This window comes from Clostridium felsineum DSM 794, from assembly GCF_002006355.2.
Classification (GTDB): domain Bacteria; phylum Bacillota; class Clostridia; order Clostridiales; family Clostridiaceae; genus Clostridium_S; species Clostridium_S felsineum.
The window spans coordinates 4,722,425-4,741,045 of sequence record NZ_CP096980.1 but is presented as its reverse complement, the minus strand read 5'-3'; the positions used below and the strand labels follow the sequence as shown (position 1 = coordinate 4,741,045).

Genomic DNA, 18,621 nt, shown 5'->3' with positions numbered 1-18,621 from the left:
ATGAATTTGAAAAAATTTTCAGAAATAGCAGAAATAATAATGGGGCAGTCACCAAGTTCTGAGACATATAATGAAAATTCAGAAGGAATACCTTTTTTTCAAGGGAAAGCAGATTTTGGCAAAATAAATCCTGCAATTAGAATGTATTGTTCAAGACCTACAAAATTAGCAGATAAAAATGATATATTAATATCTGTAAGAGCACCAGTTGGAGATGTGAATATATCAAATATAAAATGTTGCATAGGAAGAGGATTATCAGCAATTCGATGTAAAGATGAAATAGATTATAAATATGTATATTACTATCTTACAAATATAAAACAAAGATTTGAGGAACAAGCTACTGGAAGTACATTTAAAGCTATTAATAAATCAGTAATAGAAAATATGCCAATATTCATACCAGAAGAGTTTGGAGTGCAAAAAAGAATATCTCAAGTCTTAGATAAAGCTCAAGAATTAATAGATAAAAGAAAAGCTCAAATAGAAGCTTTAGATGAATTAGTTAAATCGAGATTTATCGAGATGTTTGGGGATTTAAATATTAATCAGAATAATTTTAAAATTGTTAGATTAGAAGAACTTACAGATAAAATTACAGATGGTGTTCATTCTAAACCAGAGTACATATCAGAAGGGGTGCCATTTATTTCAGTAAAAGATATTAATAGTGGAAATTTGATATTTGATGATTGTAAATATATCTCAGAAGAAGCTCATAAGAATTATGCAAAAAGATGCAAACCTGAGAAAGGAGATGTATTATATACTAAAGTTGGAGCAACTTATGGAATTCCAGCAGTAGTAGATACTGATAAAGAATTTAGCTTATATGTTAGTGTAGCTTTGCTAAAGTTGAAGAAGGAAATCGTAAATCCTATTTATATAAAGGAAGCTATGAGAAGTACTGATGTTAAAAGGCAAGCAGATAGGCAAGTAAAAGGAATAGGAGTCCCAGATTTACATTTAGTAGAGATTAAAAAATTTAAGATTTTTAATCCTCCAATAGAACTCCAAAACAAATTTGCAGCTTTCGTTAATCAAATCGACAAATTGAAATTTGAAATTCAGAAAAGCTTAGAAGAAATGGAGAATAACTTTAATTCATTGATGCAGAGAGCTTTTAAGGGAGAATTGTTTGGGGAGTAGTTAAAAGTGAGAGCAGTGAATAGTTAAATTATATACAGTAGCATTGCTTTAGATATGATTTAACTATTCATTATTTAATAACCTCAACAATACGAATTATTTAACTATGTAGTAGAGAAAAATTTTTATCACTAATTTTCTAAAAACTAAAACTTAATATAAAGTAGTTATTATAGGTCAATAATTTTAATAGATATAATATATGTGCTTTTTTCTTTGCTATTAAATTCAGTGTAAATACAAAAAAAATGTATATTTTATATGATGTTTATTAATTGGGAGGAGTAATCATGTCTGTTCTTGACATTAAAATTGACAATTGGAAGAAGAAATTGCTTGATTTAGGAAAAAGAAATAAACTGATTAATTATAAGGAAAACAAAAGATCTACTTTAAAAATAGTAACTCCTTGTATAGATGAACTATATAAGGAGCTAGTAGTAGAAGAAAAAAAGTTGAAATTTAGTAAGCCTAGTTACATGGAAAATTTAGAGGATAGTGATATAGAGGAAACAAATAGTATTGTAAAGGGAGATATTGAAACAAATCAGACGATATATGAACAACAGAAAACTCTATCAAATCTAAGAAATAAGTCAAGGTTAGCAAAAGAAGAACAAGGAATAAATACTTTATACTTATCATTAGGCTTTCTTAATTGGAAAGAAAATTTTAATTCAACTCAAATATTAGTATCACCTATAATATTAATTCCTGTAAAGATTACTTTAGAATCATTAACAGAACCTTTTATATTAAGCTTAGACGATGATGAAATAGTTGTAAATCCTACTTTGGCGTTTAAATTGGAAAATGATTTTGGAATAGCATTACCAGAATTTGATACTGATGAAGGGGATTTAAATAATTATTTTAAAACTATTGAGGAAATAGTTGTTAATAATAATTGGAGTGTAGATAGAAATTCAAGTTTATCATTATTATCTTTTTTGAAGATAAATATGTATAAGGATTTAGAAAAAAATAGAGATAAGATAGAACTTAATCCTATAATAACAGCAATTTCAGGTGAGGATAATCAACTGCTAGAGCCATCCAGTTCATTAAATAATTATGATCATGATAATAAAACAAAACCTTCAGAATTATTTCAAGTATTAGATGCAGATGCAAGTCAGCAAGATGCAATTTTATATGCTAAAAAAGGTATTAGCTTTGTACTTCAAGGACCACCTGGAACAGGAAAAAGTCAAACAATTACCAATATAATATCTGAATCTTTGGCAGATGGAAAAAAGATATTGTTTGTATCAGAAAAAATGGCAGCAATTGAAGTAGTTTATAAAAGATTAGATGCGGCAGGTTTGGGAGATTTTTGTTTAACGCTGCATAGTTATAGGGCAAATAAAAAGGAAATAATAAAGCAATTAGTTAAAATGCTTAATGTAAATAAAGTTAAATTGCAAGATGAGGCATTATATGAGCTAGATGCATTAAAATTTGAAAGAGATAAATTAAATGAATATGATAGAGAATTACATATGAAATGTGAACCTTTTAAGAAGAGCATATATGAAGTGAATGGTTATTTATCAAGATTATTAGATGTTGAAAGTGTAATTTTTAATATTGAAAATGTAGCAGAAATAGATAATGAGAGGTTTAATGAGTATAAATATTATTTAGAAAAATTTTCGAAAGCATTGAGAGAGAACAAAGATGATTTACTATTGAACCCATGGAGAAATAGTAATATTCATATTGTTTCAAATGAACTAAGATATGATATTGAAAAGCACTTAAAAGATTTGTTACCTAAACTTAAGGAAATAAATAATTTTTGTTTTGAAATTATAGCTAAATATAAATTACCAATATCAATATCTATCTCTAATATTAAAGAATTATCTTTAATATTGGAAATTTCTATGAAATCGCCTATAGTTCCTTTTAATTGGTTTAATCAAACAGACATAAAAGAATTGTCTCAATATGCTCATGAATTAAATAAAACTAAAAATGAATATTTGGATTTAGTAAGTGAAATTGAAGAAAAATATGATAAAAGCTATTTTTTAATTGATGCAAAAAAAACATATGATGATTTAGAATTATTTTTGAATAACGTAAAAAAGTTTTTGAATTATGAGACGTATAAAGATAAAGATGATCAAATAATCAATGAGTGCTCAAATATAAAAATTATTATAGAGAATACTATTAATAATTTTGAAGAAGTTGAAGAGGTAAGTAGAAAAACATCCGACATATTAGGAGTAGACAGTAAATTTTTAACTATAGAATATATTAGAGCCAAATGTGAATTATTAAGTCTTTTAATGCTAAATCCAAAACCAATTCCAGTTTGGTTTGAAGATGATAAATTTGAAATAATTGAGAAAGTATTTTTAGAAATGGAACATAAATATTTTGAACTTACTAAGAAAATTGAAGAATTGAGAAAGAATTATGATATTAAAATACTTGATATTGATTTTGAAAGAATATTATCAAAATTTAAAACGAAGTATACATCATTTTTTAAGCAATTAAATAAAAATTACAGAAATGATAAAAATATATTAAAATCATATTCAAATAAAGTTATTAAAAAGATTGATGATAAAACATGCGTAGAAGTATTAAATCAAATAAAAGATATTAATGACTTGAAGGAATACTTTAAAAATAATGAGCAAAAATTTGTTACTTTCTTTGGTAATTATTTCAAAAAAGAATATACGAATTATGAAGAATTAAAAAAATCATTAGGGGATTATAGAAAGATTAAAGAATATTATGGTAATGAAGGAATACCAGATATAATTAAAAAGCTTTTAATAAATAGTAATATGACGGAAGTAGAGAATATATACAACAAGTTTCAAAAATGTATTGTCAATAATAAGGATATTGATGAATTAGGAAAGATACTTCAATCAGAAAAGATAATATATAAATTAGATATTATTTCAGGAGTTAAGTTTTTGCAAGAGATTTTATGTGATTTTAATATTTTGGAGAAGGCATATAATAAATTAAAAACATATAGCACAAAAAATATCAAATATAGTGATTCTATTAATGATTTGACAAGTCTAATAAAAATTCAAAATATAAGTTTAGAAATTAGTGAAAAATCGAACGATATAAAAAATAAATTTGAATTTTTATATCAGGGAATTAATAGTGATTGGGTTGGAATATTAAACAAATTAGAATGGTTCGAAAATTTTAAAAAGAAAGTTATAGAATTTGAATTACCTGAAAATTTTAATAAATTAGTTTGTGGTAATAAGAAGTTTATTGAAAAAGTTAGAGAAGAACATGATAATTTATGTGAAAAGTATAATGATATAAAAGCTGATTTTCAATGGTTTGTTAATCTTTTTGAAAAGAAAGAAGAATTAATAGGTGCAGAGTTAAATGATTTGATAGGAAGAATTGAGTTATGTTTAAGTAATATTGCATTGCTTGAGATGTGGATAGATTATAGAAACTCTCGAGAAAAATGTATAGAAATTGGGTTAGAAGAATATATTGATAAAATTGAAAATGCTAAATTTAAAAGTAATATGATTGTACCAGTATTTTTAAAAAGATTTTATAGATTATGGTTGGATACTGCGATAACTAATAAGCCAGCTATAATTGAATTTAGAAGTAGAATTCAAAAAGATAGAATAAGCAATTTCTCAAGGTTAGATATAAAGCAACTTGATATTGCAAAATATAGAATTAAAGAGAGATTAATTAACAGTCTACCAGACGCAAATTTAATTACTTCTTCTAGAGATGAGGTTGGAATATTAAAAAGAGAGGCAAACAAGCAAAGAAAAATTATGTCATTAAGAAATTTATTTAAAAGTATTCCAGAACTAATTTTGACATTAAAACCATGTTTAATGATGTCACCTCTATCTGTTAGTATGTTTTTAGAATCAGATGAATACAACTTTGATGTGGTTATATTTGATGAAGCTTCACAGGTATGTACAGAAGATGCTATAGGTGCAATTTATAGAGGAAAGCAAGTAATTATTGCAGGAGATAAGGAACAACTGCCACCAACAAATTTTTTTAATTCCAATATTTCAGACGAAGATTTTGATGATGAGGAGGAAGATGTTGATGATGTCAATTCGTATGAATCAGTCTTAGATGAGGCATTAAGCGCTTTACCAGAGCGAACTTTATTATGGCATTATCGAAGTAAGCATGAACATCTTATTGCATTTTCAAATATAAAAATATATGGTGGAAATTTAATTACCTTCCCATCAAATGTAGATAAAGTGAAAGATAATGGTGTCGAATATATATATGTTAAAGATGGGATATATGAAAGAAATGGTAAGAAGTGCAATTCTATAGAGGCGAAGAAAGTTGCTGAAATGGTATTTGAACATATTAATAAATTCCCAAATCGTTCACTTGGAGTGGTTACTTTTAGTCAATCACAACAACATGCTATAGAAATTGCAATTAATGATTTAAGGATAAGTAATTCTAAATACGAAGAATTTTTTAATGAAGATAAAGAAGATGCATTTTTTATTAAAAATCTTGAAAATGTTCAAGGTGATGAGAGAGATACAATTATTTTTAGTATAGGATATGCTAAAGATATAAATGGAAGGATGTATATGAATCTTGGACCATTAAGTAGAAATGGTGGTTATAGAAGATTAAATGTTGCAATAACTAGGGCTAAATATAATATAAAATTAGTGGGTTCTATTTTGCCTACAGATATAGATTTGGATAGAACTAATTCCAAAGGTGTTAGGATGTTAAAAAATTATATGGAGTTTGCAATACAAGGTGTAAATGCTTTAGAAAATGAAATAACAGTTTCTGAAAGTATATGTTTAGAATCACCTTTTGAAGAATCAGTATATGATTTTTTAGTTATGAAAGGATATAATGTAATTACACAAGTAGGATGTTCAGGTTATCGTATCGATTTAGCAGTGAAGCATCCTACATTGAATGGAATTTTTGTAATTGGAATTGAGTGTGATGGTGCAGCATATCACTCAGCAAGAACTGCAAGAGAACGTGATAGATTAAGACAATCTGTTTTGGAGAATATAGGATGGAAAATTTATAGAATATGGTCTACTGATTGGGTAAAGGATAGAACTACAGAAGGGAATAAATTAATTGAAGCAATTGATAAGGCAATAGCTCAATATGATAATAATTTTGAAGATATATACATGTCAAAAAATAACAATGAAAAAGTATCGGATAATTCAGATTATTTAGTGGAAACAGATCAAGAGAATTTGAAAAAGGATAATCCATTTGGATTTACATTCTACAAAGAAACAAATATTTATGAAGTTGAAAAAAGTTTTAATTATAATAAGTATTTATCAGATGTTATTGTTCATGTTGTTAATAATGAATATCCTATACATTTTGATTTATTATGTAAAAGGGTAGCTGCACTTTTTGGGAATCAAAAGGTTACAATAAAAGTGAAAAAAGGTGTAAAAAATGCGATTGACTATATGCTTAATAATTTAATTGAAATGAAGAGTGATTTCTGTTGGTTAAAAGGAAATGAAGATGTGTGTGTAAGAATACCATCTGAAAAGGATGAAAATATACGACCAATACAATATATTGCTAAAGAAGAATTATCGGAGGCAATGATAACAATTATAGATAGAAGCTTTGGAATTGAGGTGAATGATTTACTTAGCATAACAGCAAAAGTATTCGGATTTAATAGATCAGGGACAAAAATTATAGATTCAATGAAAGTAGCTTATAGTGAATTGATTAATAGTAAAAGAATAAAAACCATAGATGATAAAGTTATAATAAATAATAATGAAAGCTAAGTTCTGTTATCACAGATGCTTTTAAGGAGAAGCATTTAGTTGGCAACGTATAGTTTTAGCATGTTATGAAAAATCTAAAATTCAATATTTATTTTTTAAAGAAAATTGATATTATATAAATAAGAAATAGGTCTATTACAAAACTAAATTTTGATGCACTCCATTTTTAATTGATGTTAGTTTCCTAGATTAAAATGAAATGTATCGTATACTTAATTAACAAAGAGAATGATAAGAGTATAAAGTAGGATTAGGAAAAGGACAGGGAAAAATTCCACTGTCCTTGGTACTCTTTTTACCAAGTTAATCCAGGGAAATTAGCTAAAATAGAAGCATGTCCTCCCACAGATAAATACCCAATAACAACACAAGCTAATAATGTCACACAAACTACCTTTTTTAACTTAAACTTTTTAAACTTCATATACAAAATCCCCTCTTTCACTTTACTCAAATTTGTGGCTTTAAGCCATCTTTTTACAGAACTTACAAATGGAAATTAACTCATCATTTTTATTTAACCTAGAAAAGTATTCCATTATATTATACACCAGTTTATTATCAATAAAACCCATAATTTGGGTAAGTATTACAAACTCTTCCTTTAAATCTATGCCAGTAACTTCATTATTAAAACCAGTAAACTCATTAATTATATCTTTTGTAACACTGTGATATTTGAATGACTTGGAAGTTTCTAATGCCTTTAACAGCAATTTCAGTCCCTTGTCCTGCTCTTTTAACATAATGTAAACCCTGCCCAAACCTAAATATATTTGGGGTAAATATTTGAAGTCATCTGAAACCTTAACTAAATACGAATTTACTGTCTGTACATAATTTTTAGCAGTATCAGTATTTCCCATTGAGCAGTATATTTCAGCCATATTATTATAGTATACGCATAGGCGGTTATAATCGTCCTTTTCAGCATTGTTCAGTATCTCTGTATAAGTACGTAAAGCGTCTGCATAATGTTTTACACCATGTAGACTTGACGCCTTTAGTAGTAGCAAATCGTTAATCCTGTCTGGAAAGGCTTGTTTTATATGGCTTTCTGATTCTAATATTACATCCAATGACTTTTCGTATTCTTTCAGATAATTGTAATACATACTCATGTTAAACATAAATATCGCTTTATAGGCGTTGTCCATTTTGAATCTACTTAAAGCATATTTACAGGTATTGACACCTTCTTTGTACTTACCATTGTAAACATAGATAGTTGATAATTTACGAAAAACAGATATCACTCTGCTCATATCAGTTTGACAGGCTATAAGGTATTTTACGTTTTCGTAATAAATATAGGCTTTCAGATATTCATTGTTATTTGCGTAATAATCTCCTGCTATCTCACATACCTCAATTTTTAAATCTCCAAATTCCCATTGTGATAACAGGGTTTCAATTTTTTCTAGACATTCAGCAAAACTACTATTACCTTTATATACACTAACTTCTTTTAATTCCTTTATATAAACTGTCAATACAGTTTTAGCCTGTGACTCCTCTGTTTCTAACAGATAATCAACACTATATTTAGGGTCTAACGGAATTGACCGCCTATTTAGTATTTTCTTTGTATTTCTGATAATTAGCTCTGCTGTGGATTTTGTTAAGTTGGCTTTTCCATGTTCTATCTGACTAATTAAGTTACGTGTTAGTTCTGTACCTACTATATCATCTTGGTTTAACTGGTACTTTTCTCTTAACTTCTTTATCTTAATTCCAACAGGTAGTATATTCGTGGTCATGTGGCTGTATCACTTCCTTTAAGTACGGTAATAAAATATTCTTACTATAGTATATCAATGTAGTAAATATATGTAAAGAATAGAATAAATTAAATTACGGGTTAATTGGGGGAAAAACCCTATTTTTGGTCAGATGGGTGCTTTTCCTCTTTGTCGTTAAAATCTCTTTGAATACCAGGAAATTTTATCTCGATAATTAAATTAAAAACAAGTCCCATATGTTACTTGACAGAATTCTCCTTTTGCCCTATAATTGATAACGATATTCAATATCAATTAGTAGAACCCAAAGGAGGAAAACTATGATCTTTGTTTATTCAATGATTTTTGTGGCAATTTTATCTATTGCATTTACAGCTAGTATTAAGAAGAATTATAAAATATATTATACTTTTGCTAGTGTTATTTCAATTGCGGTAAGTATTTATGAAATATTAAGAATTGTTTCACACCCTAAGCTTAATGGTTTGATGCTAAATTTTGAAAGAGCTTTTATAACAGGTAGTGTGGGTGTATCATTTTTTATTTTAGTTATGTTTGCGGGAGCATTAAGTACAAAACAGATAGTAGGAAGAAAATTAATGACTGTAAGAACAGAACTTTCTATTATAGCTTCTATATTAATATTACCTCACGGAATCGTATATTTTGTTAGATTTTTAATTTTGAAGCTCCCTAAAATACTCCAGGGTAAAATGAATTCACCACTATATTTAGCTTATATATTAATTGGAATAGTTGCTTTTATCATTATGATTCCTTTATTTATAACATCCTTTAAGTTTGCAAAAAGAAAACTTAAAGGATCTAAATGGAAGAAGCTTCATAGATTGTCGTATGTATTTTATTTATTGATATACGTACATATTATGTTAGTATTACTTAATGGTAGAATTGATAATATAAAAGTAACTTCGTATACTGTTATTTTTGCCATATATACTGTAATGAAAATTATAAAGCAGAGAAATATTAAAGTTAGGAAGAGTAATATCCAGAGTATGCACACGTAATGTGGATAAATTAAGGATAAAAAATAAGAAGCTGTGGATAGTTTACAGCTTCCTTCTATTAAATATAAAAATAGATGCAGTTAAAAGAAATAAGGTGGCTAAAACACATACTATAGAAGCAGAGTTTAGTGTGCTTAATTTTAAAGATCCTTTTAGAAGTTCAACATTATTAGAAGAAAGTGAAATGGGATTGAAGCTTTTTGCTTTAGGAATTACATTTATTATAATGAGAATGCCTAAAAAAATAGTACATAATAAAATTGGAGGATAACTTCCAGTACTTATTGTGTTACAAAAAATTATTATGGATATTAAAAAGCTGCCAAATAACCATAAAAAGAAAAGAGAAGGAAACAGATTCTTTATCGGTTTGTTATCAAATAGATAAATAGTATAGCCGTAGTTTAAAAGTGCAGAAAGGGTGTAGCTTATAGTCCAAAGTGCAAGTGCAGCTGTGTATTTTGATAAAATAACAGTACGTCTTAAAAGCCCTTTTGAAAGCATATTTACTAAAGTTCCTCTTGATAATTCAGAAGATAGCGTGTTTCCGAAAATTAGGATTACAATTATAAGCCCCATCTGAGAGAGATTTTTAAAAAATTGAGTGTAGGCGTCTATGCTTGTGGGTTTAGGCATTGAAATCTTTATTGAAGAGGTACTTAGATTTGATATGATATCTGGAAGAAGCTTTGCAGAAAGGGAGCTTATCATACCAAAGAATAAGAAAACAGAAAGTAATATTAAAAACTTATAGGTTCTAAAGTATTCTATAAGTTCTTTTTGCGTGAAACAAATAAAATTTTTCATTTTGTTACCTCCAGAAATACATTTTCTAAGGATGGTTCCATAACCTCATATTTTAGTAATACTATTTGTTCTTTAGATACTAAATCTATAATTTGAGTGCCAGTAGCAGCTACATTATTTACATTTAAGATAAGTGAGTTATCTTTCGCTTTTATGTCATATATAGAAGGAAAGTTTTTTAGTTTTTCTTGAAGTAAGTTTAAAGAATTTTCATCGATTGTTTCTATAAGAATAGTATCATGTCTGTATCTGCTTTTTATATTAGATAAATTACCTTGTAGAACCAGTTTGCCGTGGTCTAAAACCCCTATACTATCAGCTATTCTCTCTACGTCTGAAAGTATATGAGTAGAGAATATGATTGTTGTTTTATTTTTTATATTTAAAAGTATATCCATAAATTCCTTTCTTCCGCTGGGATCTAAGGCCGAAGTAGGCTCATCTAAGATTAAAAGCTTTGGATTATTAATTAGAGCTTGAGCTATACCAAGTCGTTGCTTCATACCTCTTGAAAAACCTCGTATTTTTCTTTTATTGCTGTATAGGCCTACTAGATTTAGAAGCTCTTCTGTTTTTGATTTTATTTCGGAAGCTTTTACTCCAGAAATCTTTCCACATAATTTTAAATATTCATAAGGATTCATGTATCCATAGTACTCAGGTACATCTGGAAGATACCCTAGATATTTATTGGTTTTTGAATTACCATAAATAACTTTTTCATTGCACACATAAATTTCACCTAGAGTAGGTTTTAAAAAACCAAGTATCATATTCATGGTAGTGGTTTTACCTGCGCCATTTTTTCCTATGAAGCCTAATACAGAGTGTTCTTTGACAGAAAAATTAATATCATCTAATACGTTTAAATTTCCGAAGCTTTTTGACAAATGTTTAATTTCTAAAATATTCATTAATCATCACCTCTGCCAAAAGTAAAGTATAAGATTGGACCTATGATTCCGAAAACAATAACTATTACTAGCCATAGGGCAGTGTTACCAAACTTAAAACTTCTATGCTTTAAAATGTGGATTACAGCGGCAAGAGCCAGGCCTATTTCGATTATTGCTATGGGTATTAAAAAAGGGATATACTGTGAAATATTTTCCATGCTTAACACCTCCAGTGTTAAATTCTATTTATTCTTTTAACTAATCTAATATAGTTTTCATTCGATTTTAAGGGTTCAAAAATAGGTTCAATTAGCAGTTTTTTTATATCTTCTTTTATGACTTTATCATTCCTTGGAGGGGTTGTTCCCAAATCAAGTGAATTAAAAAGGTCATCTAAAGAGTCGAAAAAGTCGTTACTTTTAAGTTTTATAGGAAACATATTAGGATTAAGAGCAGTATCAACGTATTTTTCGAGAAAATCTATAGCTTTATCTGTGTCATTATTCATCATTGATATATTTGCAGCTGTAATTAGCAAACTAAGATTTGGAGAAGGATTGATTTTCGAAATATTTAATACGTCCTCTATTTTAATTATTGCATCAGCCCACTTATATGCTTTTTCTCTTTCAGTTGAGTAAAGCATCATTAGATTAGGGCATGCATTTACAATTCCAATTATACATTCATAAATATAATTTTGAAGTATGGATATAGCTTTCTTGTTATCTCCCTTCATTTGATAGGCACTTGATAAGAGAATTTCAGGGTTTAGATGAAGGTTTTCAGTATAGTTAAGATTTTTTATAACGGAATCTGGTTTTTTTAAGATTAAAAAGCAGTAACTTTGAAGAAAAATAGCCTTTCCTTCTATAGTTATATTGTCACTATCGTCTATTACATGTTGCAATATATTAGAGGCTTTAGAAATAATAGCACTTGTATTTTGCCCAAGAGATGAATGATTTATAAGAATTAGTGCAATATTTAGTTGAAGTTCAAAACAAGAATAATACCTTTTTTGATACTCAATACACTTATCATAGATTTCTTCAAACGGTTTTGAAGAAAAATTTTCTGCAAGTCTTGAGTAAAGAAGTCTTATATCATTCTTTGATAACTGAGGTTCATAACCTATTAGTTCGTCTATAGTGGTGTTAAAATAGGAGGCTATAAGGGGAAGTAGCGTAATATCGGGATAAGTTTGACCTGATTCCCACTTTGATATAGCTGGCTTTGTTACGCCAAGGAAATCTGCAAGTTCCTCTTGAGTTATTCTTTTTTCTTTTCGCTTGCTTGAAATTTTAATACCTATATTTAAATCTCGCATGTTCAATACCACCTTTCAATAATCATTATATTGGTACAGTAGTTAACATTCAATTGAGTAAAAGTTAAATTAAACTTAAAAAAATTAACTGGATGGAAACTAATTTTTATAGCTTTTATTATACCAAGGATGATATAATGAATACTAAAAAATGGTTAAAGCAAGTATGATGCTTTATTTTTGTAAAGGGGGCAAGTAATAGATGGCGTATTTATTTTTATTAATTAGTTTAACATTGATATTTTTATTAATATTCATTAAAGATGTTTTGTATAGGCATGATAGCAAAATAAATGTTAATGTGAAAAATAAATTAGATAGGATGCTAAGAATAGTTTGTTTTGCACCTATAATAGTTTTTGTTGTAATAGTTATATTTATTTTGGTACATTTCAAGTCTAGAAGTTATGTTAGGTTATCTCATGCTTTTTTTGTAGCAGATTTTTGGATGTATAGCGTTATATTTTATTATATAACTATAATGACAATAAAAATGAAAAAATTATTTGCCAGTATAACTATTATTGCTGTTGGCGTATCTGTATTTAGTGCAATATATTTAACCCAGCTTCAGCATTATGAAGGTGTATTTAGAAGTGTTAATTTGATGATTCCAAACTTTTTTGCGGTGTTTATGTTGGTGGTATATTATTATGTGAATTATAAACTTTTGACAAAAGATAAAAAATAATTTATTTGTAAAAATCAGCCTGTTTTAAATTGACAGGCTAATTTTTATATTTAGGTAAATGTATAATAGAAGATGAAAATCAAGTTTTTGCTATGGTTGATAAGGAAATGACCATTAGAATAATACAAAACTTAATTCGTAATTGTATAGCCCACTCTGCTGGAGATGTTACAGTTAAGGTTTTTAAAAAGGATATGGCAATTATTATATTTAAAAATCCATTAGAAAATCATAAAGAAATTGATATTGAGAGAATATTTGACAGATTTTATGTGGGAGATTCTTTAAGGCATAAGAGTACTGGACTTGGACTATCTATTGTAAAGCTACTCACTGAAGAACAGAGAGGAAATGTAGGTGCAGATATTCAAGGCAATATGCTTCAAATAAAGGTATCGTTGCCGGTGTGAAAATAGTTTAACTAGGTTAAGCTATTTTTTTTATGCATTCAAAATTAAAATTTCTTAATAACCTCATAATACTACAGGAATACTAGGGGATTTAAAAAACATTCTCAAGAATTCATAAATTATTTTAATTATTTTTAATTATTTTTTGCATAATAATAATTTTCGCTCATATTATTAATCGTGGTAATTAATGAACCACATTGTAACAGCTTTTTAAAAAAAGTTAGTATAAAAATTAAAAAGTAGGAATAACTTTGAAAATATTATAGTATTATGGTCGTGTAGTACTTTTGATCTTTAATTTATTTACAGATTTGTTAATTGTATTTAATATTATTTAAAAAGGCAGGAAATATAATGATTAATAAAACCAAGATCACCAACGAGGTTAAGGTTCATTTAAGTAATAATAAAAGAGAAGATAAGGCTTTGCATAAAGTTATTATTAGTTTGGCTGAGGATTATACTATTAAAGATTTAGTTGTGGCAATAAAGAAACTTCCGAGTGTAGATTTGAACTTGATTGAAAATACTGAATATTTTGTTTTCGCAAAGCTTACAAATAACCAATTAGAGTTGTTAGAGCATATTCCAGAAGTAAAAAACGTATGGCTTGATAGAAAAGTAGAGAAGATGGATTATGAGGTTTTAAAAACTATAAACGAGCCTAGTTTTTTATATGGTGGAGCTGATTTTTGCAATGACATAACATGGGCAGTGTTAGATGATGGAATTGATAAAAATCATAATGCACTTAAATATTCAAAGGTAGTAGATGTTGATTTAACAGGGGAAGGTCCTATAGGAGCTCATGGAACGTATGTAGCTGGAATAATTGCAGGCTGGGATCCTAGTAATAAATTTTCAGGAGTAGCACCTAAATGTCAGTTATATAATTTTAAGGTATATGGCAAAAATTCTTCTAATTGGGTCAGCATTTGTATAAAGGCCATGGAACAAATAAGAAATATAAATAAAAAAGCAAATAAATTAGTTATTCAAGGGGCAAATTTGAGTTTAGGAATATCAAATGAGATAAATGTAAAAGAATTTAATACAGGGCATAGTCCAATTTGTGAAGAAGCAAATAGATTAGTTGAATCAGGAGTAATTGTATGTGTTGCGGCAGGAAATTATGGTGCCCAAGCATTTGAAGTTCCAGGAGATAATAGTACTCAGGTGTGGGCGAATTTTGAGATGATTTCTGTAACTGATCCAGGTAACGCTGAAAAAGTAATAACAGTAGGATCAACTCATAAAACAGAACCTGAATTATATGGAGTTTCTTCTTTTTCATCTAAAGGGCCTACTGGTGATGGTAGGATAAAACCAGATTTAGTTGCGCCCGGTGAAGAAGTGAGTTCAACTGCTCCCAATAATATTTACACTACGGCAAGTGGCACAAGTGCTGCAACACCATTTGTTTCTGGTGCAGCAGCTCAACTTATAAAGGCTTACCCTAATTTAATTGGTAATCCAATGGAAGTGAAAAATATAATTATGGATTCTTGTAAGGATTTAAAAAGAGATCCTAATTTTCAAGGCCGTGGAGTTTTAGATTTAGCTAAAGCTATAGAATTAGCTAAAAAAAGTTGATTTATTCTTTCAGCAATATATAGGAGGTGAGAAATATGAGCCAAAATATAGACGAATTAGTAAAAAATTTACGTGCTGCTGCAGATGAATTAGATACATTAAAAAATTCAAATTCACCTGAAGTTGTAAAACACATAGTTGAAAATCCTAGTGGACTTATGAGCTGCTGTGGTACATGTACTGGTGTTAGTGCTATACCACCATGTCAAAATGCATGCATTAAAGTTTCTCCTTTAATGTAACTAATTTATTACACAAAACATACCTTTTATATGTTTTGTGTACTGTGTTTGACAGCTTTTGCTGTCAAACATTTTATTTTAAAGATTATATCATTCATACTTAAAAGAATTTAGGAGGGAAATATGAAAAAAGACTGTTACCCTATATTAAAAAATACAGTAAGAATAAAAAAAATGACTTCGGCATGCTGGATTGTAGATTTAGTTGCAGATGATGGACTTTTAATACATCCATTTGAAGCTTTTGCATTGTCACTATGTACAGGTGAATATACTCTTGAAAATTTGAGGCATATATTTTCATCAGTATTTAGAATGGAAACTAATAATGCTTTTGATACTGTTTTGAATAAACTTGAAAAATACATTATATGTAATGATGAAATTTCATATAATGCTCATAGATATAACCCTAAAACATTTCTATATGATTTAAAAAAAGACAATTCTTCATCTCAATTGAGATTTGAAAGTCCTGGCGAAATGACAATAATTTTAACACACAAATGTAATTTTAGATGCATATACTGTTTTAATAGTTCGGGTGAGACAAAGGAAGTGGAATTAAATACTAAAGAATGGATAAATGTAATAGAGCAGGCACGAAAATTAGGAGTAGTAAAATGTACTGTAAGTGGTGGAGAACCTATGCTGCATCCTGGATTTTTTGATATTCTAAAATATCTTACTGATTGCGGTATGGCTGTATACACTTGTACAAATGGAAGCCTTATAGATGAAGATTCGGTTAGGCGTTTTAAGGAAATAGGATTAACATGTATTCAATTTAGCCTTGATGCAGCATCATCAGAGGTTCATGATAAAATGTCAGCAGTTAAAAATACACATCATAAGGTAATTAATTCTATTAAGCTATTAAGAGAGGCGGGTATAGATGTTTATATAAAATCAGTACTCACCCCTATAAATTATAGTAATGTAAGTGATCTTATCGATTTGTGTGGTAATTTAGGAGTAAAAAGATTAGTGCTTGACAGATTTGATCTTAGTAATGCTGGAAGAGGAAATACAAATCTTTTTATGACACGTGAACAAGAAATTGAATTGGCAAAATTGGTTGAAGTAAAAGCAAAAGAGCTTAAGGGAAAAATGGAACTTGTTGCAGTTACAATTCCTAGGTGTTGGACTAGTAAAGAGGATCTTATAGTTTGTGGGGCTTTTAGACAATCTCTTAACATTCTGCCTAATGGTGATATAAGTGTATGTGAAAAGCTTGTTGGAATTCCAGAAATGACAGCAGGAAATGTTAGAAAAAATACTCTTGAGGAAATATGGAATTCAAAAAACGTTAATGACATTTTAAATCCCAAAAAAGATGACATAGAGGAGCCTTGTAAAACCTGCGAGTTTTTAAGTGGATGTCACACTGGTTGTTTTGCTTTATCTCTATTTGTTAGTAAAAATCCATATTCCGTAGATCCGAGATGCTGGAAAGGTAATATCCCCAATAATCCTTACATAAAAGCAGCTTATGAGGGGATATAATCATGGGAACTGAAATTGAAACATTAAATGTATACCCAGTAAGAGCTAATTATATTAGAGTACACATTATGAATGATTATAATATAATATCTAATTTTAGAGATGGTGGATCTGAACCTATATCTAATCAGAAGGCACTTATTTGGGAACTATTTACTGGAAAGTATGATTTACAAACCATTATACAAATATTTTCGGGTACATTTAACATCGATTTTGAAAAGTCTAGAGAATGTATAAATGATGTTATAAAAGAATATGCTTCACATATAAAATTTTATTCTCATGAAATTAAGACCAATTTGTTGTGTAATCCAATGAGAATATTTAAAAAGATACCTCAAAAGTGGAATTATAGTCCTCTAAGATATGAAACACCGGAGGAACTTTTGCTATCACTTTCATATTTATGTAATCATAAATGCATTTATTGCTGTAATAGTTCAGGATACAGATTGAAAAATGAGCTGTCTATTAGCGATTTGCTTAAGGTGATTGATGAGGCGGCTGAATTAGGGGTTGAAGTAATAAATTTTTCGGGTGGAGAGCCTCTTATGTATCCTGATTTTATAAAGTTAGTAGAGCGAACTAAGAACAAAGGGATGTATCCAATTATTTCAACTAATGGGACGCTTTTATCGGAAGATACTGCAAAACAACTTTTAGAATTAGGAGTGGATTTTGTACATTTAAGTATGTCAGCAGCCAATGAAAAATTGTATGACAGTATAGTGGGTGTAAAGGGGAATTTTCCTAAGGTAAAAGCTGCAATAAGGTCTTTGAAAAAGAACAATATTTATATCAGGCTAAAGATGGTATTGATGCCTAATAATATAAAATATGTTGAAGAATTATTAGATTTTTGTGATGAAAATGGAGTGGATTGTGTGCATTTGGCACCATTCATACTTACACATATAGCTCGTACAGGAAGTGAACTTATGCCTTCGCTAGAAGACTTAGAAGCTTTACATGAAGTAGTTAATTCTAAAAAAAGAAAAATCAAAGTATTAGAACCATCTTTTGAAAGCATGTGTTGGAGTGAAGAATCAGATATTGTAAAATGTGGAGGAATAAAAACTAAGCTTACAATACTATCTAACGGAAATGTTACACTTTGTGAGGCACTAGGAAATAATTCGAATTTTGTATTAGGTAATATAAAAGCAACAAGCATAAAAAATATATGGAATTCTGAGCTGCCAGATAATATTTCTAAAGTAAATATGAAATTAGTACAAGAACCCTGTAAAAGTTGTGAATATTTAGATGGATGTAGGACAGGTTGCTTCATGAGTTCTTTGATTTATTCTGAAAATCCATACTCTGTTGATCCTAGGTGTTTTAAGGCCAATATTTTAAATAATGCATATAAAGGTGGAGTTTAAGTAAACAAAAGCCT

15 protein-coding genes are annotated in these 18,621 nt (G+C 28.5%); 9 read left to right on the top strand and 6 right to left on the bottom strand.

Going from position 1 to position 18,621, the window contains the following annotated elements; genetic code table 11:
- Positions 1-1,152: a restriction endonuclease subunit S gene (locus tag CLFE_RS21930; RefSeq protein WP_077894487.1), complete on the top strand. Its 1,152-nt coding sequence runs from the start codon at positions 1-3 to the stop codon at positions 1,150-1,152.
- A 290-nt stretch (positions 1,153-1,442) separates the two neighbouring features.
- A complete protein-coding gene (locus CLFE_RS21925) occupies positions 1,443-6,968 on the top strand; it encodes a DUF3320 domain-containing protein (RefSeq protein WP_077894486.1) in 5,526 nt (1,841 codons plus the stop codon).
- 295 nt (positions 6,969-7,263) lie between these two features.
- Here the strand turns inward: CLFE_RS21925 and CLFE_RS24330 are convergent, their stop codons facing one another.
- Both CLFE_RS24330 and CLFE_RS21920 read right to left on the bottom strand, forming a co-directional pair.
- Entirely contained in the window at positions 7,264-7,392 is a 129-nt protein-coding gene (locus CLFE_RS24330) for a hypothetical protein (protein ID WP_284738945.1), read from the bottom strand.
- Positions 7,393-7,432: 40 nt separating this feature from the next.
- Positions 7,433-8,728 carry a helix-turn-helix domain-containing protein gene (locus CLFE_RS21920; RefSeq protein ID WP_077894485.1) on the bottom strand — a complete coding sequence of 432 codons (1,296 nt, stop codon included), beginning with the start codon at positions 8,726-8,728 and terminating at the stop codon, positions 7,433-7,435.
- A 302-nt stretch (positions 8,729-9,030) separates the two neighbouring features.
- On the opposite strand from CLFE_RS21920, the gene CLFE_RS21915 reads away from it, so the two are divergent.
- Positions 9,031-9,741: a protein-methionine-sulfoxide reductase heme-binding subunit MsrQ gene (locus CLFE_RS21915; RefSeq protein ID WP_077894484.1), complete on the top strand. Its 711-nt coding sequence runs from the start codon at positions 9,031-9,033 to the stop codon at positions 9,739-9,741.
- Between the two features lie 42 nt (positions 9,742-9,783).
- Here CLFE_RS21915 and CLFE_RS21910 read toward each other — a convergent pair whose 3' ends face one another.
- From CLFE_RS21910 to CLFE_RS21895, 4 genes are read right to left on the bottom strand one after another with little or no spacing between them, the layout of a single operon-like run.
- Positions 9,784-10,548, bottom strand: a complete 765-nt coding sequence (locus CLFE_RS21910) for an ABC transporter permease (RefSeq protein WP_139356196.1) — start codon at positions 10,546-10,548, stop codon at positions 9,784-9,786.
- Entirely contained in the window at positions 10,545-11,462 is a 918-nt protein-coding gene (locus CLFE_RS21905) for an ABC transporter ATP-binding protein (RefSeq protein ID WP_077894482.1), read from the bottom strand. The genes CLFE_RS21910 and CLFE_RS21905 overlap by 4 nt, the downstream gene beginning before the upstream one ends.
- Positions 11,462-11,662: a PLD nuclease N-terminal domain-containing protein gene (locus CLFE_RS21900; protein WP_077850675.1), complete on the bottom strand. Its 201-nt coding sequence runs from the start codon at positions 11,660-11,662 to the stop codon at positions 11,462-11,464. Before CLFE_RS21900 ends, CLFE_RS21905 begins: the two co-directional genes overlap by 1 nt.
- Positions 11,663-11,679: 17 nt before the next feature.
- Positions 11,680-12,774 (bottom strand): helix-turn-helix domain-containing protein, encoded by a 1,095-nt coding sequence (locus CLFE_RS21895; protein WP_077894481.1) that lies wholly within the window; start codon positions 12,772-12,774, stop codon positions 11,680-11,682.
- Positions 12,775-12,976: 202 nt separating this feature from the next.
- Here CLFE_RS21895 and CLFE_RS21890 point away from each other — a divergent pair, with 202 nt between their 5' ends.
- From CLFE_RS21890 to CLFE_RS21865, 6 genes are all read left to right on the top strand, one after another.
- Positions 12,977-13,465, top strand: a complete 489-nt coding sequence (locus CLFE_RS21890) for a hypothetical protein (RefSeq protein WP_077894480.1) — start codon at positions 12,977-12,979, stop codon at positions 13,463-13,465.
- Between the two features lie 92 nt (positions 13,466-13,557).
- Positions 13,558-13,875: an ATP-binding protein gene (locus CLFE_RS21885; protein WP_077894479.1), complete on the top strand. Its 318-nt coding sequence runs from the start codon at positions 13,558-13,560 to the stop codon at positions 13,873-13,875.
- A 357-nt stretch (positions 13,876-14,232) separates the two neighbouring features.
- Positions 14,233-15,471, top strand: a complete 1,239-nt coding sequence (locus tag CLFE_RS21880) for a S8 family peptidase (protein WP_077894478.1) — start codon at positions 14,233-14,235, stop codon at positions 15,469-15,471.
- A gap of 35 nt (positions 15,472-15,506) precedes the next feature.
- Entirely contained in the window at positions 15,507-15,713 is a 207-nt protein-coding gene (locus tag CLFE_RS21875; RefSeq protein WP_077850668.1) for a hypothetical protein, read from the top strand.
- A 123-nt stretch (positions 15,714-15,836) separates the two neighbouring features.
- Entirely contained in the window at positions 15,837-17,219 is a 1,383-nt protein-coding gene (locus CLFE_RS21870) for a radical SAM/SPASM domain-containing protein (protein WP_077894477.1), read from the top strand.
- Between the two features lie 2 nt (positions 17,220-17,221).
- Entirely contained in the window at positions 17,222-18,607 is a 1,386-nt protein-coding gene (locus CLFE_RS21865) for a radical SAM/SPASM domain-containing protein (RefSeq protein ID WP_077894476.1), read from the top strand.
- Positions 18,608-18,621 lie beyond the last annotated feature (14 nt).

What these genes read in the sequence shown, in the direction of transcription:
- CLFE_RS21930 (WP_077894487.1), top strand. Translation starts at nt 1, where the DNA reads ATGAATTTGAAAAAATTTTCAGAAATAGCAGAAATAATAATGGGGCAG.
- CLFE_RS21925 (WP_077894486.1), top strand. Translation starts at nt 1,443, where the DNA reads ATGTCTGTTCTTGACATTAAAATTGACAATTGGAAGAAGAAATTGCTT.
- CLFE_RS24330 (WP_284738945.1), bottom strand. Translation starts at nt 7,392, where the DNA reads ATGAAGTTTAAAAAGTTTAAGTTAAAAAAGGTAGTTTGTGTGACATTA.
- CLFE_RS21920 (WP_077894485.1), bottom strand. Translation starts at nt 8,728, where the DNA reads ATGACCACGAATATACTACCTGTTGGAATTAAGATAAAGAAGTTAAGA.
- CLFE_RS21915 (WP_077894484.1), top strand. Translation starts at nt 9,031, where the DNA reads ATGATCTTTGTTTATTCAATGATTTTTGTGGCAATTTTATCTATTGCA.
- CLFE_RS21910 (WP_139356196.1), bottom strand. Translation starts at nt 10,548, where the DNA reads ATGAAAAATTTTATTTGTTTCACGCAAAAAGAACTTATAGAATACTTT.
- CLFE_RS21905 (WP_077894482.1), bottom strand. Translation starts at nt 11,462, where the DNA reads ATGAATATTTTAGAAATTAAACATTTGTCAAAAAGCTTCGGAAATTTA.
- CLFE_RS21900 (WP_077850675.1), bottom strand. Translation starts at nt 11,662, where the DNA reads ATGGAAAATATTTCACAGTATATCCCTTTTTTAATACCCATAGCAATA.
- CLFE_RS21895 (WP_077894481.1), bottom strand. Translation starts at nt 12,774, where the DNA reads ATGCGAGATTTAAATATAGGTATTAAAATTTCAAGCAAGCGAAAAGAA.
- CLFE_RS21890 (WP_077894480.1), top strand. Translation starts at nt 12,977, where the DNA reads ATGGCGTATTTATTTTTATTAATTAGTTTAACATTGATATTTTTATTA.
- CLFE_RS21885 (WP_077894479.1), top strand. Translation starts at nt 13,558, where the DNA reads ATGGTTGATAAGGAAATGACCATTAGAATAATACAAAACTTAATTCGT.
- CLFE_RS21880 (WP_077894478.1), top strand. Translation starts at nt 14,233, where the DNA reads ATGATTAATAAAACCAAGATCACCAACGAGGTTAAGGTTCATTTAAGT.
- CLFE_RS21875 (WP_077850668.1), top strand. Translation starts at nt 15,507, where the DNA reads ATGAGCCAAAATATAGACGAATTAGTAAAAAATTTACGTGCTGCTGCA.
- CLFE_RS21870 (WP_077894477.1), top strand. Translation starts at nt 15,837, where the DNA reads ATGAAAAAAGACTGTTACCCTATATTAAAAAATACAGTAAGAATAAAA.
- CLFE_RS21865 (WP_077894476.1), top strand. Translation starts at nt 17,222, where the DNA reads ATGGGAACTGAAATTGAAACATTAAATGTATACCCAGTAAGAGCTAAT.